Below are 19038 nucleotides of genomic sequence, written 5' to 3' on the forward strand. Positions count from 1 at the left end.
GACGCGTGGCGGCCGCTCAACGACTGGATCCGGCAATACGTCGGCCACAACCTGCAATGGGAGCTGCAGCCCGTGCTGCGACACGACGAGGCAGCCGGTCTTTACTGCACCAAAGATGGCATCTGCTTTCCCGCTTCTTTTTACATCGAACCATCTGTGCCCCAGTTCTGAGAACAGCTCGATTCTTCTTTCGTGAAGAATAGTGTCCAGCAGGGCCTGTTGCGTAATATCTTCCGTCATGAGGGGCAGGCCAGCCCTTTTCCTGATTGAATCTAAATCAGACCTGGCAGATGAGATATTGCCTGCATTGGCATAGGCTTCGGCACGGATCAGGTATTGTTCCCCTAATCTTAATAGGGTGGTATTCTCTGTTCTCGACGTGCCGGTACCAGTCGATACTTTATACTTATAAGGGGCGTAGTAAGTGGTATTACTGATCGTCACCTTTGTGAGCCAGCTGGTTTTCCTGTTATCACCTGCTTCAAAGCTGTTCAGGAGCGAGGAAGAGGCGAGATGTGCCTTGAGACTTACAAATACATAGGCATCCCATGTATAAAGGTTTGTACCGGCCGATGCGAGTTGTAAAATATTCTCCCTGCCAGCATTGAGGAATACATTGTTCAGTGGCTCTAATGCATAAAAGCCTGAATTGATTACAGCCGTAGATTGCTCAATTGCTGCCTGCCATTGCTGGCGATACAGGTACACACGGGCCAGTAATGCAGTCGCAGCCCACTTATTCGGTCTCAATCTATTGCCGGTAGCGGTATAGTTATCGCCCAGGTTCGCCTGTGCGTTTTGGAGATCAGCAATGATTAAATTATACACAGAATCTATGGAGGTGCGGTGCAGGTAAGTATTTGTAGTATAATCAGTCGTCAATGGCATGGGCACCGGTCCATACATGTTCACCAGGTAGAAGTAATACAATGCGCGGCAAAAGCGTGCTTCCCCGCCAATCCACAGTTTGGCTGCGGGTGTTACATTGGGCGAATTTTCAATACCTTTCAGTACTGCATTTGCCTGGTAAATGGTGGTGTATAAATTGCCCCACAGGCCGGAGTTATTCTTGCCATTCGAAGTGCTGATCACATTATTCTGGAAGTCGGTAAAATCTACCAGGGTAGAGGTGGTGATCAGTTCATCGGCTGCTAATCCCGGGCACACGCTCAGGCTGCCGCCAAATGGCGAGTAGAGTGCAGCAATCATTACACTGTACAAACCTCTTAATGCAGATGCAGCCTTGGTGTCGTCATCAAATACCACATCTGAAGGAATCTGGTCTATTGGCTCCGCTACTTCTACAAATTTGGTGCAACCAGTCAGGGTAATGGCGATCAGTAATATATATCGGCGTAACATTCTTTAGAAGTTTAATTGATTAATTTAAATGCTCAAAGATTCAACTGTATGCCACCCACTATCGTTCTCAACGGCGGCATATATAAATAGTTCTGTGTTTCCGGATCACCGCCCTTATAACCCGTAATCGTGAGCAGGTTCTGTGCCTGCACATATACCCTGCAAGACACAATGTGCAACCGTTTAATCACCTCCTGTGGAATGGTATATGCCAGCGACACATTCTTTAACCGGATATAAGAAGCATCACTATACCTGTAGTTAGAAAACATCATCGCATAATACCCACTCGTTCCAGTAATCGACCCTGCAGACAATGTATACTTCTGGTTCGCACTTTGATCCCCCGGTTTCTGCCAGTGATCCAGCAATAACTTAGGTTGATTATACATGGTACCAGGCGGGTTATACAATCCATTCGACCTGAAATTCATGCCCGTTTGTTTTACAAACTGAAACAGGAAGTCCAGCTGAAACCCTTTGTAAGTAAGGGTATTGGACAACCCGCCATACAACCGCTGGTCCGTTTTTCCATGCACGCTGTAATCACTGGAATTCCCCAGTCCATCTTTATTTACATCCCTGATGCTATACAAACCATTGGAATCAAGACCGGTATAATCACCACTATAAATCAAATTCAGTGACTCGCCCAGCTTATACTGGCTCGCATACGTAGAAGTAGCCAGGTTCGGATACTTCACCAGCCTGTTCTGCGGAATCGTTACATTCAGATAAGTATTCCAGCTAAATGTTTTCGTTTGCACATTCGTCGTATTCACAGATATTTCAATCCCCCTGTTCTCAATCAATACCCCGTTCAGGTTTGCCGTAATCGTCGAAAAGCCTGTTGCATACGGTAACGGATACCCCACCAGCGGATCAGAAGACAGGTTGCGGTACAGGGCTACTGTAGCCAGTAGCTTATCTTTCAGGAAACCCAGTTCCATCGCCACTTCTGTCTTGATATTCTTTTCCCAGTGCAGGTCAGGGTTATACAAAATGGTAGGGTAGAGGGCGGCAGAATCAGTATAGTTACTGCTCGTTGCTTTCCAGCTATCCAGGTATTTGTAATCCCCGATCTTATCATTCCCTGTCACCCCGTAGCTGGCCCTGATTTTACCATAACTCAGCACCGCCTGTTTTGGAAAGAAGGGTTCATTCGTAAACAACCACGCACCTGCTGCTGATCCGAAATTCGAAAACCGGTATTGTGGCCCGAAACGACTGGAGCCGTCTCTTCTGCCTGTAAAGTTGACCAGGTACCTGTTGTCATAATTGTAATTGGCCCTTGCAAAGAATGCCTGGTAGCGGTAATCATTATTGGTATTGGTAGTAGTAACGTTATTGGTACCAGCAGCAGCCAGTGTACCCAGTAGTTCATCGCTGGTATAACCAGTTGCAATGACCATTAAACTGTTATTCTTCGTGGCATTGAAAGTGGCGCCTCCCAGTAAGGTGAGTTTACCTTTCGATATATGGGTATTGTATTCAACCTGTGGCTCTACAATCCAGCTCTTGAATTGATTATTGCCTAACTGCAAAGTGCCGGTAGCTGTACCCTTGGCCGGGTTCTGTGCCGCACGTGGCATTTTCTTTTGTTCATCGGCAATGGTGCTGTTGTAACCCATGCTGGAACGAAGTTCTAAATTGGGCAGGATTCTATAACCCAGCAGGAGGTTGCCCTGCAGGTTGCTGGTGGTGATCCGGTAATTTTGCTTTAACACAGAAGCCAGTGGATTATCTTTCGATGTAATTCCGCCTTCATTCCATGCATAGTTCCCCAATGAATCATAGATCTGGAAGTTAGGCGGCAACTGCATTACGGAGGCGAGGTCCGTAGCAGGAATATTATCCTGGTCTACAGAATAACCACCGCTAAAGTTCAGGTTGAACCGTTTGTCGTCAGAGCGGTTGGTAATACCAAAGTGCATAGAACCTCTTTGTTCATGGCTATTGCCTGGATATACAGTGGTCTGGTAATGATAACCCGTACCCACCAGGTATTGGGTATTGATGGTACCTCCTGCTACAGAAGCCTGTGCATCGGTAGACGTAGCGGTATTGCCAATGAAGAGTTTTGTCAGGTCGGTATACCGGGTTGTATCGTAAGCAAGCAGATCGTAGGCATTTGCAGTCGTCATGGCAGTGTTGGAGTTGATGAATGCTTCACGACGCATCTGCAGGTATTCCTGGGTATTCATCATGGGTACAGTGCGGGTCACCTTGCTGATGCCATGACTCAGACTTGCATCCAGCCTGGTTTTTCCTGGTTTCCCTCTTTTGGTGGTGATCATCACCACGCCATTTGCACCACGGCTACCATAGATGGCGGTTGCATCTGCATCTTTCAGTACTTCAATGCTCGCAATATCGTTCATATTGATACTGTTAAAGGGGCTGATACCAGAGTTTAGCAGCACGCCTGCAGCAGAGGTGAGTTTATTGATCTTACTGTTGTTGGCAGCCATGGGCACGCCATCTACAATAAAGAGGGGTTGGTCGTCAGAGAGGTTTTTATCAAAAGCCATGCGGCCCCTGATTTCAACTTTGAAAGTGGACCCCGGTATACCGGAACTTTGTGTCACGATCATACCGGGCACCCTGCCTTCCAGTGCTGCCAGCGGGTTTTCTACGGGTTGAAGCATGAGTTCCTCGGCAGTGACCTTGTCAATATTACCGGTGTTGTAACGTTTGGAGGTAGAACCATATGCCTGTACTACCGTCTCATCCAGTTTGTTCAAAGCGGGGGTGAGACTGATGGAGATAATCCGTTTTCCTCTTACGGGAATTTCCTGTGTGGTATAACCGATAAAGGTAAAAACGAGCAGGGCATTTTCATCCACGTTTTCGAGTGAATACAGGCCATGCGCATCGGTGACAGTACCATCTTTGCTGTTTTTTACCCTTACTGATACACCGGGCAGGGGTACGCCTTTATCGTCGGTAATGATCCCTGTAATTTTGATAGTCGGGGGCTGTGCTTCCATCACCGGGATGGAGTAGGGCAGCGGCGTTTTTCCCCGGATGATGATCGTCTTGCTCTCAATGGTGTATTCCAGTGGCTGGTCGCGGAGTACCAGGTCCAGGAAAGCAGGGAGGTCAAGATGTTTAGCATCCACATTCACTGGTTTGGCATGTGCGAGTACACTGCCGTTGGAGAAGCAGACGTAGCCGGTTTGCTTTTCGATAGCGTCCAGTACTGTTTTCATAGGTACGTTGCGACCAGTGAAAGTAATGGACTGAGAAACGCTTTTGGCGCTGACATGCAGGCAGCATACGAACAGGAAGTAGGCAATGAATCGCATTGTGCGAATGATTTTGGTCCAGGGCCCTGGTTCACGCAGGGCTTCATAATAAGCAACGAATTGCATAAATTTGAATAGGTTTGGTTGATTAATGAAATGTTTCTTTTAGTCGGGATACATTCAGTATTGAAAGGCCATACCGGTTTATACCGCTACGGATTGCCGTCCGTGGCGGTTTTTTTTAGGTATGGATGGCATATTAAAAGTCTTGGTTCGTGGTGTTTTTCAGGCATAAGCTGTCCACCCCCGGAATCTTATTCCAGGGCACCTGATAAAAATAAATTCTCTAAGAAAACTATTGCGGCAGTACCACCAGCCGTTTATTCCCTTCAAGGCGGCAATTCAACTTCATGTACGAAAAGATTTTGATGATTTGAGATAATTGTAAATGTTTGTCCATCTTTCCATCAAAGGTGATGGTTGGTATATTTCCTGCGTATACGACGTCTATATCATACCATCTGGCCAGTTGTCTCATTACTTCCGGTAGGGTGGCGTTATGGAAGTCGAAAAGGCCGTTTTTCCAGGCCAGCACCTGGGTGGTATCTATATGTTGGATTGTTTCAATAGTTGTTGCACTGGTTCGCGCCTGCTGACCGGGATGCAGTGTAACCTGTTCATCCCGGTGCAGCATACGAATGGCGCCGGTTAACAAGGTAGTTGCGATGGTACTTTCATTGGCATAGGCATTTACGTTAAAACTCGTTCCGAGTACCACGATGGTGGTTTGGTTGTTGATTTTTACTTTAAAAGGTTGTTGTGCGTTTTGTGCAATCTCAAAATAAGCTTCCCCCTGTACTTCCACCAGGCGCTCAGCCCCTTTAAAGGCAGTCGGGTACCGCAGCGAGGAGGCGGCATTCAGCCATACACTACTGCCATCGGGCAGGGTTACCCTGAAAGTGCCTCCGCGGGGAGTAGTCAGGGTATTGAAATTGACTGCATCGTCATTACCATGCTGGGAATAGGCCAGCAAACCGCCGGATTGGCTGATATGGGTATTCCCCTGCTGCCAGGATTGCGAGCCGGCACTGTCCAATGGTACCACCTGCCCGTTCGCAAGCGTGAGCAGGGCTTTGGTTGTGCCGGGGGCTACATCGATAGCAGCCATTTCTTTTTTGGGCGCAGGGGTACGCAGCCATAAGGTGCCTGCCCCCAACAGGAGCAGGAAGACCGCCGCAGCGGCCCACCAGCGGTACCTGTGCAAAGTTGGTCCAGGATATGGATAAATGGGTGATTTGGACATCATTTGCTGGAAGATCGCATCACGGTCAGCTACAGGCGCATCGTGATATCGTTTCTCTGCCAGGATCTTTTCAATGTACACAGCCCACTCTGCACGCAGGTCTTCGCGGGCAAGTAAAGCGCGGAACTCGTCTTGCTCTTCTTTGGTCATGCTGTCGGACAAGAATTTTTCCAATAACTCCTTCATATGTATAAAGACGAAAAAAAGAGACGGGGTAATCCGTCGGTGAGAAAATTTTTTTCAGAAAAGTTGCAATGAATTAAAAATTAATGCTTTAGCATCATTAATAAGAATATCCCCAACTCTGCCATGTATTTTTTAATCGCCACCAGTGACCGGGCGATGTAATTCTGTGATGTTACTTTCGAGATGTTCATTTTCTGCGCAATCTGCTCATGGGTAAGCCCTTCAAACCTGCTTAGTCTGAATGCGGTTTGCATTTGCGCCGGCAATTGCGCTATCGCAGCATGTAGTTGTTTCTCAATGTCTTTTGTAGTAGTAGGTTGATGTGCATCCTGGTCGCCGGCCAGGAAATAGGCGTCCATAAATTCTGCGTAATCCGGGCTTTGTTGTAACCGGCGCATTTCATCCAGGATCATATTTTTCGCTACCCGGTACAGCCAGGCGTCAAAACGTTCAATTTCAGGGAGCTTGTCCCGCATCAGCCACACTTTTGTGAAGATTTCCTGTGCCAGGTCCTGCGCCAGTTCGGGGGATTTTGTAAAATGCAACGCATTGGCATACATGCCATCCCAATATTGATCGAACAGCATACGAAAGGCCTTTTGATCACCACTGGCTACACGGAGTAAGATAGAGTATTCGGCTGCGTACATTTGGGGACTAAAATAATAATTATACCGGTTTTCTATAAGCAATTGACTGAATGAAGCCAAAATAGAAGAAACGTTGATGAAGTACCTCGTATTTCCCCGCCTCAAAACAGGTAGCCATGTTAAACAGGGACTTTGCTTCTACATTACACAGCAATCTGAAAAAGGAGTACATGGTTTTTAACAGTAACTTATGCCACCAGCGGCTTTTTTCCTTGTCATAATAGAAATCTGCAAATAGCCATAAACCGCTTTTTTTCAACGCAGTATGTAACTGCCAGAAGACGGGTTGTGCCCGTTCAGGGGCAAAATTGTCAAATAAGAAAGGAGTGATGATGACCTCGTAGTCGTGGTCTGGGGTAAACTCTTCTATAGGCAGGTTAACAAAATGAACGGTATTCTCTTTTACATCTCTTTTCCTGGACAGGGTAATCATGTTCCCCGAAATTTCCACGTAGGTAATTGACAAGCCATGATGGTGTAGTTGCGCCAGTCTTTCCAGAATCCAGCCGGTACCCCCGCCCACAATAAGGACCTGGCTACCGGCCGGAATATATTTCAATAAACTCACCTGCGCATTTTCCAGTGAGCGGTAAAATACCAGTTTGCTCAGCCAGTCATATTGCGAGGCAACGTTGTCGTAATTGTTTTTAGTCTGTTGCATGATGCAACATAAATGTAAGACATATTGGTCAATGATCTGACAACACTACCTTTACCTGCACTCCCGGTTTCTTCTTCCTCGCTAATAACAACAATGGCAATGCAAACAGAAATACCAATCCCACCATCCAATAAGCATCATCATAACTCATCAGGTTCGACTGTTTCGTAACCACAAAATCCACCGCCTTCCATGCCTTTTGCTTCGCCTCAAATACCCCGTATCCATGTTGCATAAAATACCGGGTATAATCTGAAATTCTCTTTACAGCCTCAGGATTGTCATTAGTAATATTGCTAACCAGGTCTGTTCTGTGTACAGCATTTCTGTTAGTCAGGTAGGTATTCACCATCGCCAGCCCAAAACTACCTCCCAGTTGCCGCATCATATTATTGAGCGCAGCTCCCTGCGGTATATCCTGCAGGTCCAGCGACGATACCGCCAGCGTAGTTAATGGCACTGTCACCACCGCCAGCCCCACAGCACGCCATATCAAACTGGTGGTAATCATACCTGCACTTGCATCCAGACTTAAATGCGACATCTGCCAGCTGAAGAGCACGAACAGCGACATACCGATCGTAATCATCACAATGGGAGAAATGCCTCTTTGTAATAGGGTAGCCGAAATCATCAAACCGCCAATGGCTAATAATGCCCCCGGTAATAGCAGGAGTCCTGTTTGTGTAGGTGTAAACCCTAGTAACCGCTGCGCAAACACAGGTGTTAAAAATACAGAACTGAATAACCCGACGCCTGAAATAAAAGTAAGTATGGCTGCGAGACTCAGGTTCTTGCTCTTCAATACTCTCAGGTTCACCACGGGATTACTTATTTTGAGTTCCCACCAGATAAAGAGTAGTAGCCCAAAGAAAGCTATGACACTTAGCAGGATGATATAATTTGCTTCGAACCAATCGTCTGTTTCCCCTCTTTCCAATACAGTCTGTAAAGATCCCACCCCAATTGCGAGGAGAAAGATTCCCAGCCAGTCTACCTTACCTGCTTCCTGTTTAATGGGCGGTTCTTTTAACAGCATATAGCAGATAACGGCAACGGTAATACCGATCGGCACGTTGATATAAAAGATCCAGGGCCAGTCGTAGAACTCGGTGATATACCCGCCTAATGTAGGGCCGATTGTGGGGCCTACGAATACCCCGATTCCAAAGAGTGCGCTGGCTACATTCCGTTTTTCTTTTGGAAAGAGTTCAAACACGATGGCCTGCGATACGGAGAGCAATGCCCCGCCACCTATGCCCTGCAGGAAACGGAAAGCCACGAGGGTCCATATGTTCGACGCCTGTCCGCACATAAAAGAGAAAAACGTAAAGGCGATGACAGAGCCAATATAATAGTTCCTTCTTCCCAGTTTCAGCACTAAAAAACTGGTGATGGGAATGACGATCACATTCGCGATGGCGTAAGCGGTGATGACCCAGGAAGTATCTTCCAGCGTAGCGCCAAGGTTCCCACTCATGTGTGAGAGCGCCACGTTTACGATAGAGGTATCGATTAGCTCCATCACAGCCGCAGCGATGACGGTAACCAGCAGGATGGTTTCTTTCTTCATACCGATCGGTATAGTTTAAGGCAAGGAATTATTTTTCGGCGTTGATAGCCTGCAGTGCGTTTTCGGGAGAGGAGAGGTAGAGTTGGTACATAGCTGCGGTATTACCTACATGTATTTCATACAGGTCATGCTGAAATCCGGCTATGAGCTCAGCGGCCACTTGTGCAGGTGGTATCCCGTTTTCCCCGCCTATTTCTCTTGAAAACTCCGTATTCACTAATGGTGGCATGAGTTCAAATACGCGTACGGGAGTGTCTTTTAAAGTGAGGCGTAATACCCTGCTATAAGCGTGTAAGGCGGCTTTGCTCACACTATAACCAGGAATATTGATAGCTGGTGCAAAAGATACAATACTGGATACGTTCACGATGGCGGCATGTTGTTGTTTCGTGAGCAAAGGCAGTAGCTTTTCGTTCAGGCGAAGAACAGAGAGATAGTTCGTCTGCATTTCGGCGGATGCTTTTTCATAAGCATTGGCGCCGGGGAGAAACCGGTAAGGAGAAGATGCGGCGCCGGCATTATTAATCACGATATTCAGCTGCGGGAATTGCTCATTGAGTTGAGATACGAGATGGTTGACATCATCCTCGCTGGTGACGTCAGATACAATTGCGGTGGTATTTTTCAACCGGGCAGCGGCGGCTTTGAGCCTTTCTGCATTACGACCTGTGATGATGACCTGGTTGCCCTGTGCACTCAATTGCTGCGCGATTTCGAAACCGATACCGGCACTGCCGCCGGTGATTAATACGGTATTGTTACTTGTGTTCATCTTGTTTGTTTTAGAATATACCGATCGGTATATTATTATGCAAAAAAATATTTACAGTGCGTTAATCATGTTTTCGATAGAGTTCAGGATAGCGGAGCGGTAGTTGAGTTTACCGGTCGCTTTGGTGATCATGATAGCTCCTTCGATGGTAGCGATGAGTGTGAGCGCGGTTTGTTCTATATCAAGCCCGGGCTTGAATTCACCCATAGCGATGCCTTTGTTGAGGATGTCTGAGATTTTGTCTTTCCATTTTCCGATGGCGGCAGCAGATTTCGCTTTCAGTTCCGGGTGGGTATCATCCGATTCTACGGCGGTGTTCAGCACGGGGCAACCGCCGGTAGGGAAGGGAGCGTGCAGGAAGTTGTCATAGATTTTGGTATAGACCAGGAGTTTGCCCCTATAGGTCTTTTCCTTTTCTATGGCGCTGTCGATGATGCTGACTATCTTTTTGAAATTGAAGTCAAAGCAGGCGAGGGCTACTTCATCTTTGTTGGCAAAGTTGCCGTAGATGGAGCCTTTGGTGAGTCCGGTGGCCTCGGTCATGTCTGAGAGCGAGGTGCCGGCAAAACCCTTGATATTGAAAATGGGAGCGGTTTTCTCCACTATATACTGCCTGGTTTTTTCTGCTTTGCTCATATCTTGATGATTAAGACGATGTAAAAATATACCGATTGGTATAATTCTCCAAATTTATTTTACTGCGGCCTCAGGTGGACCATAGTATGATACCTTCATAAACATGGGGGTATCCCGTATATATCCCGTATATAAACCGTAGGTAAGCCGTAGATAAGTCGTATCTATAGAGATACGGGATATCTACGGGTTATATACAGTTTACCTGCGGAACAGGTCTATGACCGTACTATTAGTAACCATTATTTGTTAACAACAAAACCATATCTTATATGGCGATTTTAAAATCTGTGCTCCGGTTTAAGGGAAAACTGGAAGGAATGAATGCTTACCTGCCTAAAAACAGGGATGAAGCAGACGGGTATATCCTCAGGAAAAATGGCGGCCCCTCCGCAAAGAAGATTGCAAAGCTACCTTCGTGTGAGCCGATACGGCGAAACAATGATGAATTTGGAACATGTTCTTCGGCGGGGAAGTCCGTCAGGATGGCGATCAGTCCTGTAAAACATTTGGCTGATATGAACCTGGCACCTCAGTTTACATCTTTGTGCAGGCATCTGCTCATGCAGGACAATATGAATAAGGTGGGTAGCCGAACGGTGTATTTTTCAGACTTTGGGCATATGATGAGTGGGTTTAGCCTGAATAAAAATCATTTGTTTGACAGCGTGGTCAGGCATCCGTTGTCCGCCACGCTGGATCATGATACCGTTACAGCAGTGATACGCATTCCTGCATTACAGCCCGGGGTTAACCTGGTGCTCCCCTGGCAGCAACCCATGTACCGGTTCATCATCAGTTTGGGGGCGGCAGGATATTATCTTCATCAACAGCCGCCTGTATCATTTATTACCCCGTGGCATACTTCTCAGCAGGCCATGGAGGCGGCTACGGTTACGCTACAGTTAAGTAACGGGAAAATAAATAATAATGAGTGTATGGTCGTAGCCGTAGGTGTGGAGATGGGTACGATGGTGAGTGATACGGTGGTGGAGCGGGTAAAGTATACAGGCTGTGGCAAGATATTGATTGCAGGATAGAATTGCCGGTGAATGCCGCTGCAATTTCTCATTGTTTCGTATCTTCAAACCCATGAACGGACATGAACATCACCATCATGATCACGACCACGACCATGGTGTAAAGAAATACATAGAAATCATCTGTAGCCTTACCTGTGGTGCTGCGCTGGCGATTGGCTTTGGTTTATCTTTTGTAAAAGGCATACCGCCCGTACTCCCTTTATCGTTATATATAGTAGCTTACATTGCCGGTGGTTTTTTCACCGTCAAAGAAGCGATTGAAAATATCCGGGAGGGAGCTTTCGATATTGACTCTCTCATGATCATCGCTGCTGCAGGTGCCGCTATATTAGGTGACTGGGCTGAAGGTGCGTTATTGCTTTTTCTCTTTAGCCTTGGCCATTCCCTGGAGCATTATGCTATGAACAAAGCCCAAAACTCAATCAGTGCTTTGGCAAAACTGGCACCCAAAACAGCCTGGCTGAAAAAAGACGATCAATTGCAGGAAGTAAAAATTGAAACCTTACAAATAAACGATATCGTCGTGGTAAAACCAGATGCCATGATTCCCGCCGACGGTATTATTGCAAAAGGATCGGGCGCTGTGAACCAGGCTGCTGTCACCGGCGAAAGCATGCCGGTAGAAAAGCAGGTGGACAGCCCTGTTTATGCAGGCACTTTGAATGGCAGTGGCTTGTTGGAAATCAGGGTTACCAAACCAGCCAAAGATTTTACGTTGTCAAGAATGATCCAACTCGTCAACGAAGCGCAATCACAGCAATCACCTACCCAGCGCTTTACTGACAAGGTGCAGCGATACTATGTACCTGCTGTAATTATTTTCGTGGGTTTGTTATGTCTTGCATTCCTGGTGCGCGATGAACCGTTCAGCGTGAGCTTTTACCGTGCTATGGGGGTTCTTGTGGCGGCAAGTCCATGTGCGCTTGCCATCGCTACACCCAGTGCAGTGCTTAGTGGTGTGGCCCGTGCTGCCCGTGCAGGGATTCTCGTGAAAGGAGGGCGTCCGCTGGAAGACCTGGGAACATTGAAAGCAGTTGCTTTTGATAAAACCGGTACCCTCACCGAAGGTAAACCGAAACTGACAGATATTATTCCTGCTGCCGGCATTACCAGGGAAGAACTACTGGAAATGGTTGTGGCAGTAGAATCCCTGAGCAATCACCCATTGGCAAAAGCGATTGTGGCCGATGCCCAACTTACAAATGTACCGCCTGCAGAAAATCCTGAATCTGTTACAGGTAAAGGAATCAAAGCACAATGGCAGGGGCATGACATTATTATTGGGAATCAAACGCTGGTCACTGCGTCGCCGGAGGTACTTGCGCTGCTGGACGAAAAATCCAGGGCCGGGCATACGGCAATGCTGGTGCTCAGAGACAATCAATATGCCGGTATGATCACAGTCATGGATGTGCCCCGTTCTGAAGCCAAACCGGCACTTGATGCGCTCAAAGCCGTGGGTATTAAAAAAATGATCATGCTCTCAGGCGATAACCAACTGGTAGCTGACGCTATTGCAAAAGCAACCGGTCTCACTGATGCATGGGGTGACCTGCTGCCTGAGCAGAAAGTAGCCGCCATTAAAAAACTAAAGGAATCTGAACATAAAGTTGCGATGGTGGGCGACGGGGTCAACGATGCGCCTGCTATGGCTAATAGCACGGTGGGTATTGCGATGGGAGCCGCTGGTTCAGATGTGGCTTTGGAAACAGCAGACATTGCGCTGATGGGCGATCAGCTGATGCGACTTCCGTTTGCAATTGCGCTGAGTCAGCAGGCGAACCGTATTATCAAACAGAATCTTGTAATCAGTTTGGGGATGGTAGCTGTTTTAATTCCTTTAACCTTACTGGGCATTGCGAGTATAGGACCCGCCGTGATGGGGCATGAAGGTTCTACCATGGTGGTGGTGCTGAATGCGTTGCGGCTATTGGTGTATAAAGAAAAGTGATCGTTAAGATTTGAAGTTCACCCCCAGCCGCTTGCGAAAATCCTCCCTGAAAGTACTACCAATAGGAATAGCCGCATTATTTACAATAACCTGGTGTACTTCAATGACGCTGATATGCCTGATAGCAACAACGTACGACTTATGCACCCTTACAAATTCAGTGGAAGGAAAAAGGTCAAAAATATCACCCATATTCTCACGCATCAGTATTTTTTTATCCCTGAGGTGAACTGTAATATAATTCCCTTCTTTTTCGAGATATAATATATCAGCAATCTTGACCTGGTATGTTTGCGAACCACTTTTGATAAAGATGGTTTCATCTCCGGCCGGAGTGCTGTTTTTTAAATTACCCGCTTTATTAATCGCGGTCAGGAACCGGTCGAATGTAACGGGTTTCAGTAAATAATCGACTGCATTCAGGTTATAACTTTCAACCGCATAACTGGCATACGCGGTAGTAAATATAATCATGGGCTTTACAGCCAGCGATTGCACCAGCTGCATACCGTCAATGTCCGGCATGTTAATGTCCAGGAATACCAGGTCAATTTTCTCGCGCTGAAGGTATTCAATGGCTTTGACAGGTTCCCGGAAGGTGGCTTTCAAATTTAACAGGCTGCTTTTCTGACAATACCTTATAATCACCTCAAGGGCCTTCGGTTCATCGTCAACAATAATACATGTCATCATCCGAGGTCAATTTTAAGTGTGACATTATATTTTCCATTCCTGTCATCTATCACCAGCTCATGTGTGCCGGGATATAACAGTGCAAGTCTCCGCCTGATATTTTCCAGCCCAATCCCACTGTTTTCAGCTTCCATCCTTTTTACAAAATTATACTTATTATTCTCACAATTAAATACCAGTTGTTTGCCACTAAGGGTAAAAGAAATATTAATTGCTGATGAATGGCCTATTGAAACACCATGTTTAAAAGCATTTTCAACAAATGGAATGAAAATCATCGGCGCCACAAAAATACCTTCCATATTATTGGGATAGTCCAGCACCACGCTAACTTCTCCGGCAGCATAACGCAATTCATTCAGCATAATACAGTTTTGCAGATATTCAATCTCCTTTTGCAGGGATACCTGTTTCCCATTGCTTTCATAGATCATATAGCGCATCATGCCTGATAGCTTTGAAATGCCGTCGGCCAGTTCGTCATTCCCTTTTTGCTGTGCGATAGAAAACAGGTTGTTGAGCGTATTAAAAAGAAAATGCGGACTAATCTGCGATTTCAGGAATTTAATCTCGGTATCCAGCTGGTGCGCCTGCAGCTGGTTGTGTAGCAGTTCACTTTTTGCCCATTCTCTTAAAGAGAAATATGCAACAGATATGCCCAATATGCCCAGGAAGATTAGCAGCATAATCAGCTGTGTATGGCCCCATCCGCGCACATCCCGATTGATGGTGCCAACGGCTGAAATATCCGGAAATTCGTGGATGGCTGCTCCCGGCTTTTTAAGTAAATCTCCTACTATAAAGTAATTGGCAGCAAAAATAAGCAGGAACCATCCGGCGGCTGCCAAAACCCGCTTCAGCACATTTTTATACCGGATGATTATGCTGAAAAGCCAGAAAATATTTCCATAAAAAAGCAGCATCAAAAAGCCCAGTGTAATAAATATATAAGGAAACAGGGTCTGCTCATAGTGCTGCTCCCGGGCTATACCATTGTCTATCACCCGCAGTTTAATCTGCGAACTGGTGAGAGAACTCAGCGTATAGTAAACCCCTATCCAGCACGCTGTATGGATCAGTATTTCTATATATTTTCTCTTATTGGCCGAAAGCATATAAACAAATGTAAGTGATCCGAAATGGCGATGAAAATATATTTTATCAACTGGTTTTATATGTATGTAAACAGGCCAGATTTGAAATCCCCAATAACAAAATTCCGTTTTTCATCCATACAGCAGCCTTGTTCACACCATTGTTTTGAGTGGGTAATGTATGCCGGATATCATTGCAGTAAATACTGTAATTATGAAAAGAGGATTAATGCTTGCCACCATATCGTTATCAGCTATTCTGGGGGCCCAGGCCCAAAGCACTGATACTGCCCATGTGATGGTCCATTACAAATTTACGCATGTACGAGACACTACGAACCGCCAACACCCTTATACAGAAAATATGGTACTATTAGTAGGCAGTAGTGCCAGTGTTTACAAAAGTTATGACAGGCAGTTGCAGGACGCGCTGTTTAAGAAGCAGCTTGCCGATCAGAAGGCCAGCAGTCCTGATGGCAGCATAAAGATAAACCGGCAGTCAAATGCATCAGGCACTGAATATTACCAGTTTCCAAATGAAGGCAAACTGTTTACCCGGGAACGCCTTTTTAATAGTTACCTGATAGAGAGCAGCATGCCGGCTATGGACTGGAAAATTACCAGTGATACCGCTACATTCAGCGGCCTGAAATGCCAGAAAGCCATGGCCGGTTATAAGGGGCGTACCTATACAGCGTGGTTTTGCCCGGATTTACCTATACATGCGGGCCCCTGGAAACTGAACGGATTGCCTGGGGTAATCGTTGAGGCTTATGATGCAAAACGGGAGGTTAGCTTTATGTTTGATGGCGTGGAGATGGTCACTCCTGCACCTACTGTGGTGAAAACTGCAAGTGAACCCGCTATTGTTTTATTTGGTATGGATGATGTAGATGCCAACCCGGATATCATTGAGTTACCCAAAAATGCCATTAAGACTACAGAAAGCGAATTCGGGAAATTGAAGGAAGCCGTACGCAAAAATCCTGAAGCCTTTGCACAATCGATGATGGCGGCACAGGCAGCAAACATGCCGGGGAATGGGCCAAAGCCGGAACTCAAAATTAAAGTGGCACCAGCGCCAGTCATCAACAACCCGATAGAATTGCCTGAAAACAAATGAAAGGACAGCTAATTTTTTGGGTGTTGCTGTTATATGGAAAGGTCTATGCACAGCAAGTAACGGGTACTGTCAAAGATACCTCGGGAGCACCTGTGCCGTTTGCCACCATTAACCTCATCGATCATACAAGCCATGTAATAACCGCCTACGCTATTACTGACAGGAGTGGAATGTATTCATTGCAGGTGCCGGCCAACACAGCAGTGGATCAATTGCTGGTGGAAGCACGGATGATAGGCTATAAGATGCAGGCCAAAAATGTTTCGGCGATTGTCAATTTCACGTTGTCCCGTTTGGTGAACCAACTGGCAGGTGTGGAGGTAAAAGGCACCCGGCCTGTATTGCGTACGCGGGGAGATACCCTGAGTTATAAGGTATCGGATTTTAGTAGTGCGCAGGATCGGGTGATTGGAGATGTCATAAAAAAACTACCGGGAATAACTGTCACAGCAGAAGGCAAAATAAGCTACAACAATAAGCCTGTATCAGGCGTATACATTGATGGCGACAATTTGCTTGATGACAAATATAATATCGCTACCAATACTATTCCCCAGGGAGCGGTAGACCAGTTGCAGGTTATTGAAAATCACCAGCCAATAAAAGCATTGCAGAACAAAGTAATGAGTGATGATGTGGCCCTGAATCTTAGCTTTAAAAAAGATGCAAAGCTGCAGCTTGTAGGCCAGGAAAGTGTGGGCGCAGGTCCGGATGGCAAATACAATATTGATCTGAATGCGATGATGTTCAAAAATAAGTATAAAGCTATCAATTATCTGCGAGGGAATAATACTGGTTCAGACCTGCAGCGTGACCTGGTATCACATAATTATGCAGACTACAGTAAGCGGATAGACTATGATATTCCTGAAACAACACTTTCACTGGGCACCGTCAGTGATCCGGCATTGTCAAAGGACAGGTACCTGTTTAACCAGGCTGGCATACTCAATCTGAATAACCTGGTCAACCTTAAAAAAGATGTACAGTGGCGGATGAATGCCTACTATCTGCACGACATTCAGCATCAGGATTACGAACAGCAAACCAGCGTTATATTGCCGGAAGATACGGTTACTTATAAGGAGATACAGCGCAACAGCACACAGTCTGATCTACTTCACAGCCAGGTTACATTGAATGTGAACCGGGATAAGTATTACCTGAATAATGCGCTGCTGCTGGATTATTCGCGCAATACCGGCAATGCTGACTTGAATACGAATGAGTATAAGGTGAGCCAGGCACTTCGAAACAATACCCTGAATTTCTCAAATGAATTGAATATTATTTCCACTTTACAATCAAAACATATCTTCCAGGGATATTCTTATATCAATTATTATAGTGGGGATGAAAACAGGGCAATCAGCCCCAATTACAACGCTGCACTATTTAACGACAGTGTGCCGTATGCTCAATTGGTGCAAACTGTTAACTTACCGGCCTGGTATGTAAATCATTACCTCTCCTACAAAATACCGGTAAACCTGGCTACGGTGAGTTTCAGGGCCGGGTTTAGTATCCAGGCGCAACATCTTACATCAGACCTGTATGCGATACAATATGATAGCCATTTGGGAACGGGGATGGATAGTGCAATGAACCAGGTGAGCTGGACGAAGCGCAAACTGTATGGCGAAGCTGCCTATAACTTAAACAGTGAGGCCCTTAAAATAAACCTGACCCTGCCGGTTAGCTTGCAGCATATTAGCTATGCAGATAGTCTTTATCATTTGAGCAATCGGCAGTCGCGGTTATTATTTAATCCGCAGTTGAATGTGAAATACATGACCGACTCCGAAAATTTCATCAATCTCTTTTACAATTATCGAAGTGAAACAGGTGCGATAATGGATATTTACCGTGGATATATTCTCCGTGATTATCGTACGCTTTATGCAAATAATTCTGATCTTACGGAGAGAGAAAGTCATTTGGCCAGTGTAGGGTTTAATTACAGAAAGGCCATTACTATGTTTTTTTTTAGCGTGAATGTGTTGTTTAATTATATCCAGGCAAATAATGTTGTGTCAGGGCTTATTACCAACAATATTCAACGGCGTATGCTGCTGCCATATGCAAATGGGAACAGTACGTGGACGATAAACGGATCGGTGAGTAAATATTCATTTGCTTTGCGGACCACCTTTAGCGGGACACTGCAATGGAAAAGTAACCGGTCTGTTCAGATACAGAATAATGTGCTGTTACCGATTTATACGAGGTCAAAGGTGTTTAGTATAGGGGCTGAAACAAAGATAAATGATCAGCTGAATTGTAGCTACCGGGCAATATTGACGCAGATGAATAGTTATGCTAAAATTGGGGTAGCGGTCAATCGTATTGAACAGTTATTGCAGCAGGTGTCGGTTAATTATAACCCTGTCACCGATCTGCAATTTAAATTGTCAGGAGAGCATTATTTTACGAGGCAGCAGGGTTCTCCTGATCTAAAGTATTTTTTTGCCGATGCATCGGCGAAGTATAGGGTCAATAGATGGAAAACAGATTTGGAGTTAAGTGCGGTGAATTTTATGAATATAAGAAAATACGAGGCGCTTTATTTGTCGGCAAATGCGGTTGTGGCGAGTGCGTATGCATTGCCGGGGCGGATTGTGTTATTGAAGGTGTTGTTTAATATTTGAATAATCAAAAACGACATTTTCCGGGAAGCAATGGCAGGATGATAACGAATATGGTTTGAAGCCCATTTATGAATGCCGGTTCCAGGAGGCGTTGC

General features: G+C 45.9%; 14 protein-coding genes. 4 read left to right on the forward strand and 10 right to left on the reverse strand.

The window, feature by feature from the left end; all coding sequences use genetic code 11:
* The 8 genes from ABDW16_RS27030 to ABDW16_RS27065 form a co-directional block, all read right to left on the reverse strand.
* Window positions 1–1362, reverse strand: a 1362-nt coding sequence (locus ABDW16_RS27030; protein WP_343674136.1) for a RagB/SusD family nutrient uptake outer membrane protein, incomplete at its 3' end; no start/stop codon positions are given.
* A 32-nt stretch (window positions 1363–1394) separates the two neighbouring features.
* Window positions 1395–4736 carry a SusC/RagA family TonB-linked outer membrane protein gene (locus tag ABDW16_RS27035; protein ID WP_343674137.1) on the reverse strand — a complete coding sequence of 1114 codons (3342 nt, stop codon included), beginning with the start codon at window positions 4734–4736 and terminating at the stop codon, window positions 1395–1397.
* 229 nt (window positions 4737–4965) lie between these two features.
* Complete coding sequence (locus tag ABDW16_RS27040; RefSeq protein WP_343674138.1) at window positions 4966–6099, reverse strand: FecR domain-containing protein; 1134 nt, start codon at window positions 6097–6099, stop codon at window positions 4966–4968.
* Window positions 6100–6179: 80 nt separating this feature from the next.
* On the reverse strand, window positions 6180–6749 hold the full coding sequence (locus tag ABDW16_RS27045) for a sigma-70 family RNA polymerase sigma factor (protein WP_343674140.1): 570 nt from the start codon (window positions 6747–6749) through the stop codon (window positions 6180–6182).
* 19 nt (window positions 6750–6768) lie between these two features.
* Entirely contained in the window at window positions 6769–7410 is a 642-nt protein-coding gene (locus ABDW16_RS27050) for a class I SAM-dependent methyltransferase (protein WP_343674141.1), read from the reverse strand.
* Between the two features lie 28 nt (window positions 7411–7438).
* Window positions 7439–8983, reverse strand: a complete 1545-nt coding sequence (locus ABDW16_RS27055; protein ID WP_343674142.1) for a DHA2 family efflux MFS transporter permease subunit — start codon at window positions 8981–8983, stop codon at window positions 7439–7441.
* A gap of 28 nt (window positions 8984–9011) precedes the next feature.
* Window positions 9012–9755, reverse strand: coding sequence for an SDR family NAD(P)-dependent oxidoreductase (locus tag ABDW16_RS27060; RefSeq protein WP_343674144.1), 744 nt, complete (start codon window positions 9753–9755; stop codon window positions 9012–9014).
* Window positions 9756–9806: 51 nt separating this feature from the next.
* Window positions 9807–10391, reverse strand: coding sequence for a TetR/AcrR family transcriptional regulator (locus ABDW16_RS27065; RefSeq protein ID WP_343674145.1), 585 nt, complete (start codon window positions 10389–10391; stop codon window positions 9807–9809).
* Window positions 10392–10663: 272 nt separating this feature from the next.
* Between ABDW16_RS27065 and ABDW16_RS27070 the strand changes: the two genes are divergently transcribed.
* Window positions 10664–11431, forward strand: coding sequence for a hypothetical protein (locus tag ABDW16_RS27070; RefSeq protein WP_343674147.1), 768 nt, complete (start codon window positions 10664–10666; stop codon window positions 11429–11431).
* 52 nt (window positions 11432–11483) lie between these two features.
* The gene (locus ABDW16_RS27075) at window positions 11484–13385 is read left to right on the forward strand and encodes a heavy metal translocating P-type ATPase (protein ID WP_343674149.1); all 1902 of its coding nucleotides are present in this window, start codon (window positions 11484–11486) and stop codon (window positions 13383–13385) included.
* A 3-nt stretch (window positions 13386–13388) separates the two neighbouring features.
* Here ABDW16_RS27075 and ABDW16_RS27080 read toward each other — a convergent pair whose 3' ends face one another.
* Together ABDW16_RS27080 and ABDW16_RS27085 are read right to left on the reverse strand one after the other, a co-directional pair.
* On the reverse strand, window positions 13389–14078 hold the full coding sequence (locus ABDW16_RS27080; protein ID WP_343674151.1) for a LytTR family DNA-binding domain-containing protein: 690 nt from the start codon (window positions 14076–14078) through the stop codon (window positions 13389–13391).
* Window positions 14075–15193, reverse strand: a complete 1119-nt coding sequence (locus tag ABDW16_RS27085) for a sensor histidine kinase (protein WP_343674152.1) — start codon at window positions 15191–15193, stop codon at window positions 14075–14077. Before ABDW16_RS27085 ends, ABDW16_RS27080 begins: the two co-directional genes overlap by 4 nt.
* Before the next feature lie 193 nt (window positions 15194–15386).
* Here ABDW16_RS27085 and ABDW16_RS27090 point away from each other — a divergent pair, with 193 nt between their 5' ends.
* A complete protein-coding gene (locus tag ABDW16_RS27090; RefSeq protein WP_343674153.1) occupies window positions 15387–16295 on the forward strand; it encodes a GLPGLI family protein in 909 nt (302 codons plus the stop codon).
* Complete coding sequence (locus ABDW16_RS27095; protein WP_343674154.1) at window positions 16292–18943, forward strand: carboxypeptidase-like regulatory domain-containing protein; 2652 nt, start codon at window positions 16292–16294, stop codon at window positions 18941–18943. Before ABDW16_RS27090 ends, ABDW16_RS27095 begins: the two co-directional genes overlap by 4 nt.
* Window positions 18944–19038 lie beyond the last annotated feature (95 nt).

Origin of the sequence: Chitinophaga sp. (genome assembly GCF_039596135.1) — a bacterium.
Lineage (GTDB): Bacteria > Bacteroidota > Bacteroidia > Chitinophagales > Chitinophagaceae > Chitinophaga.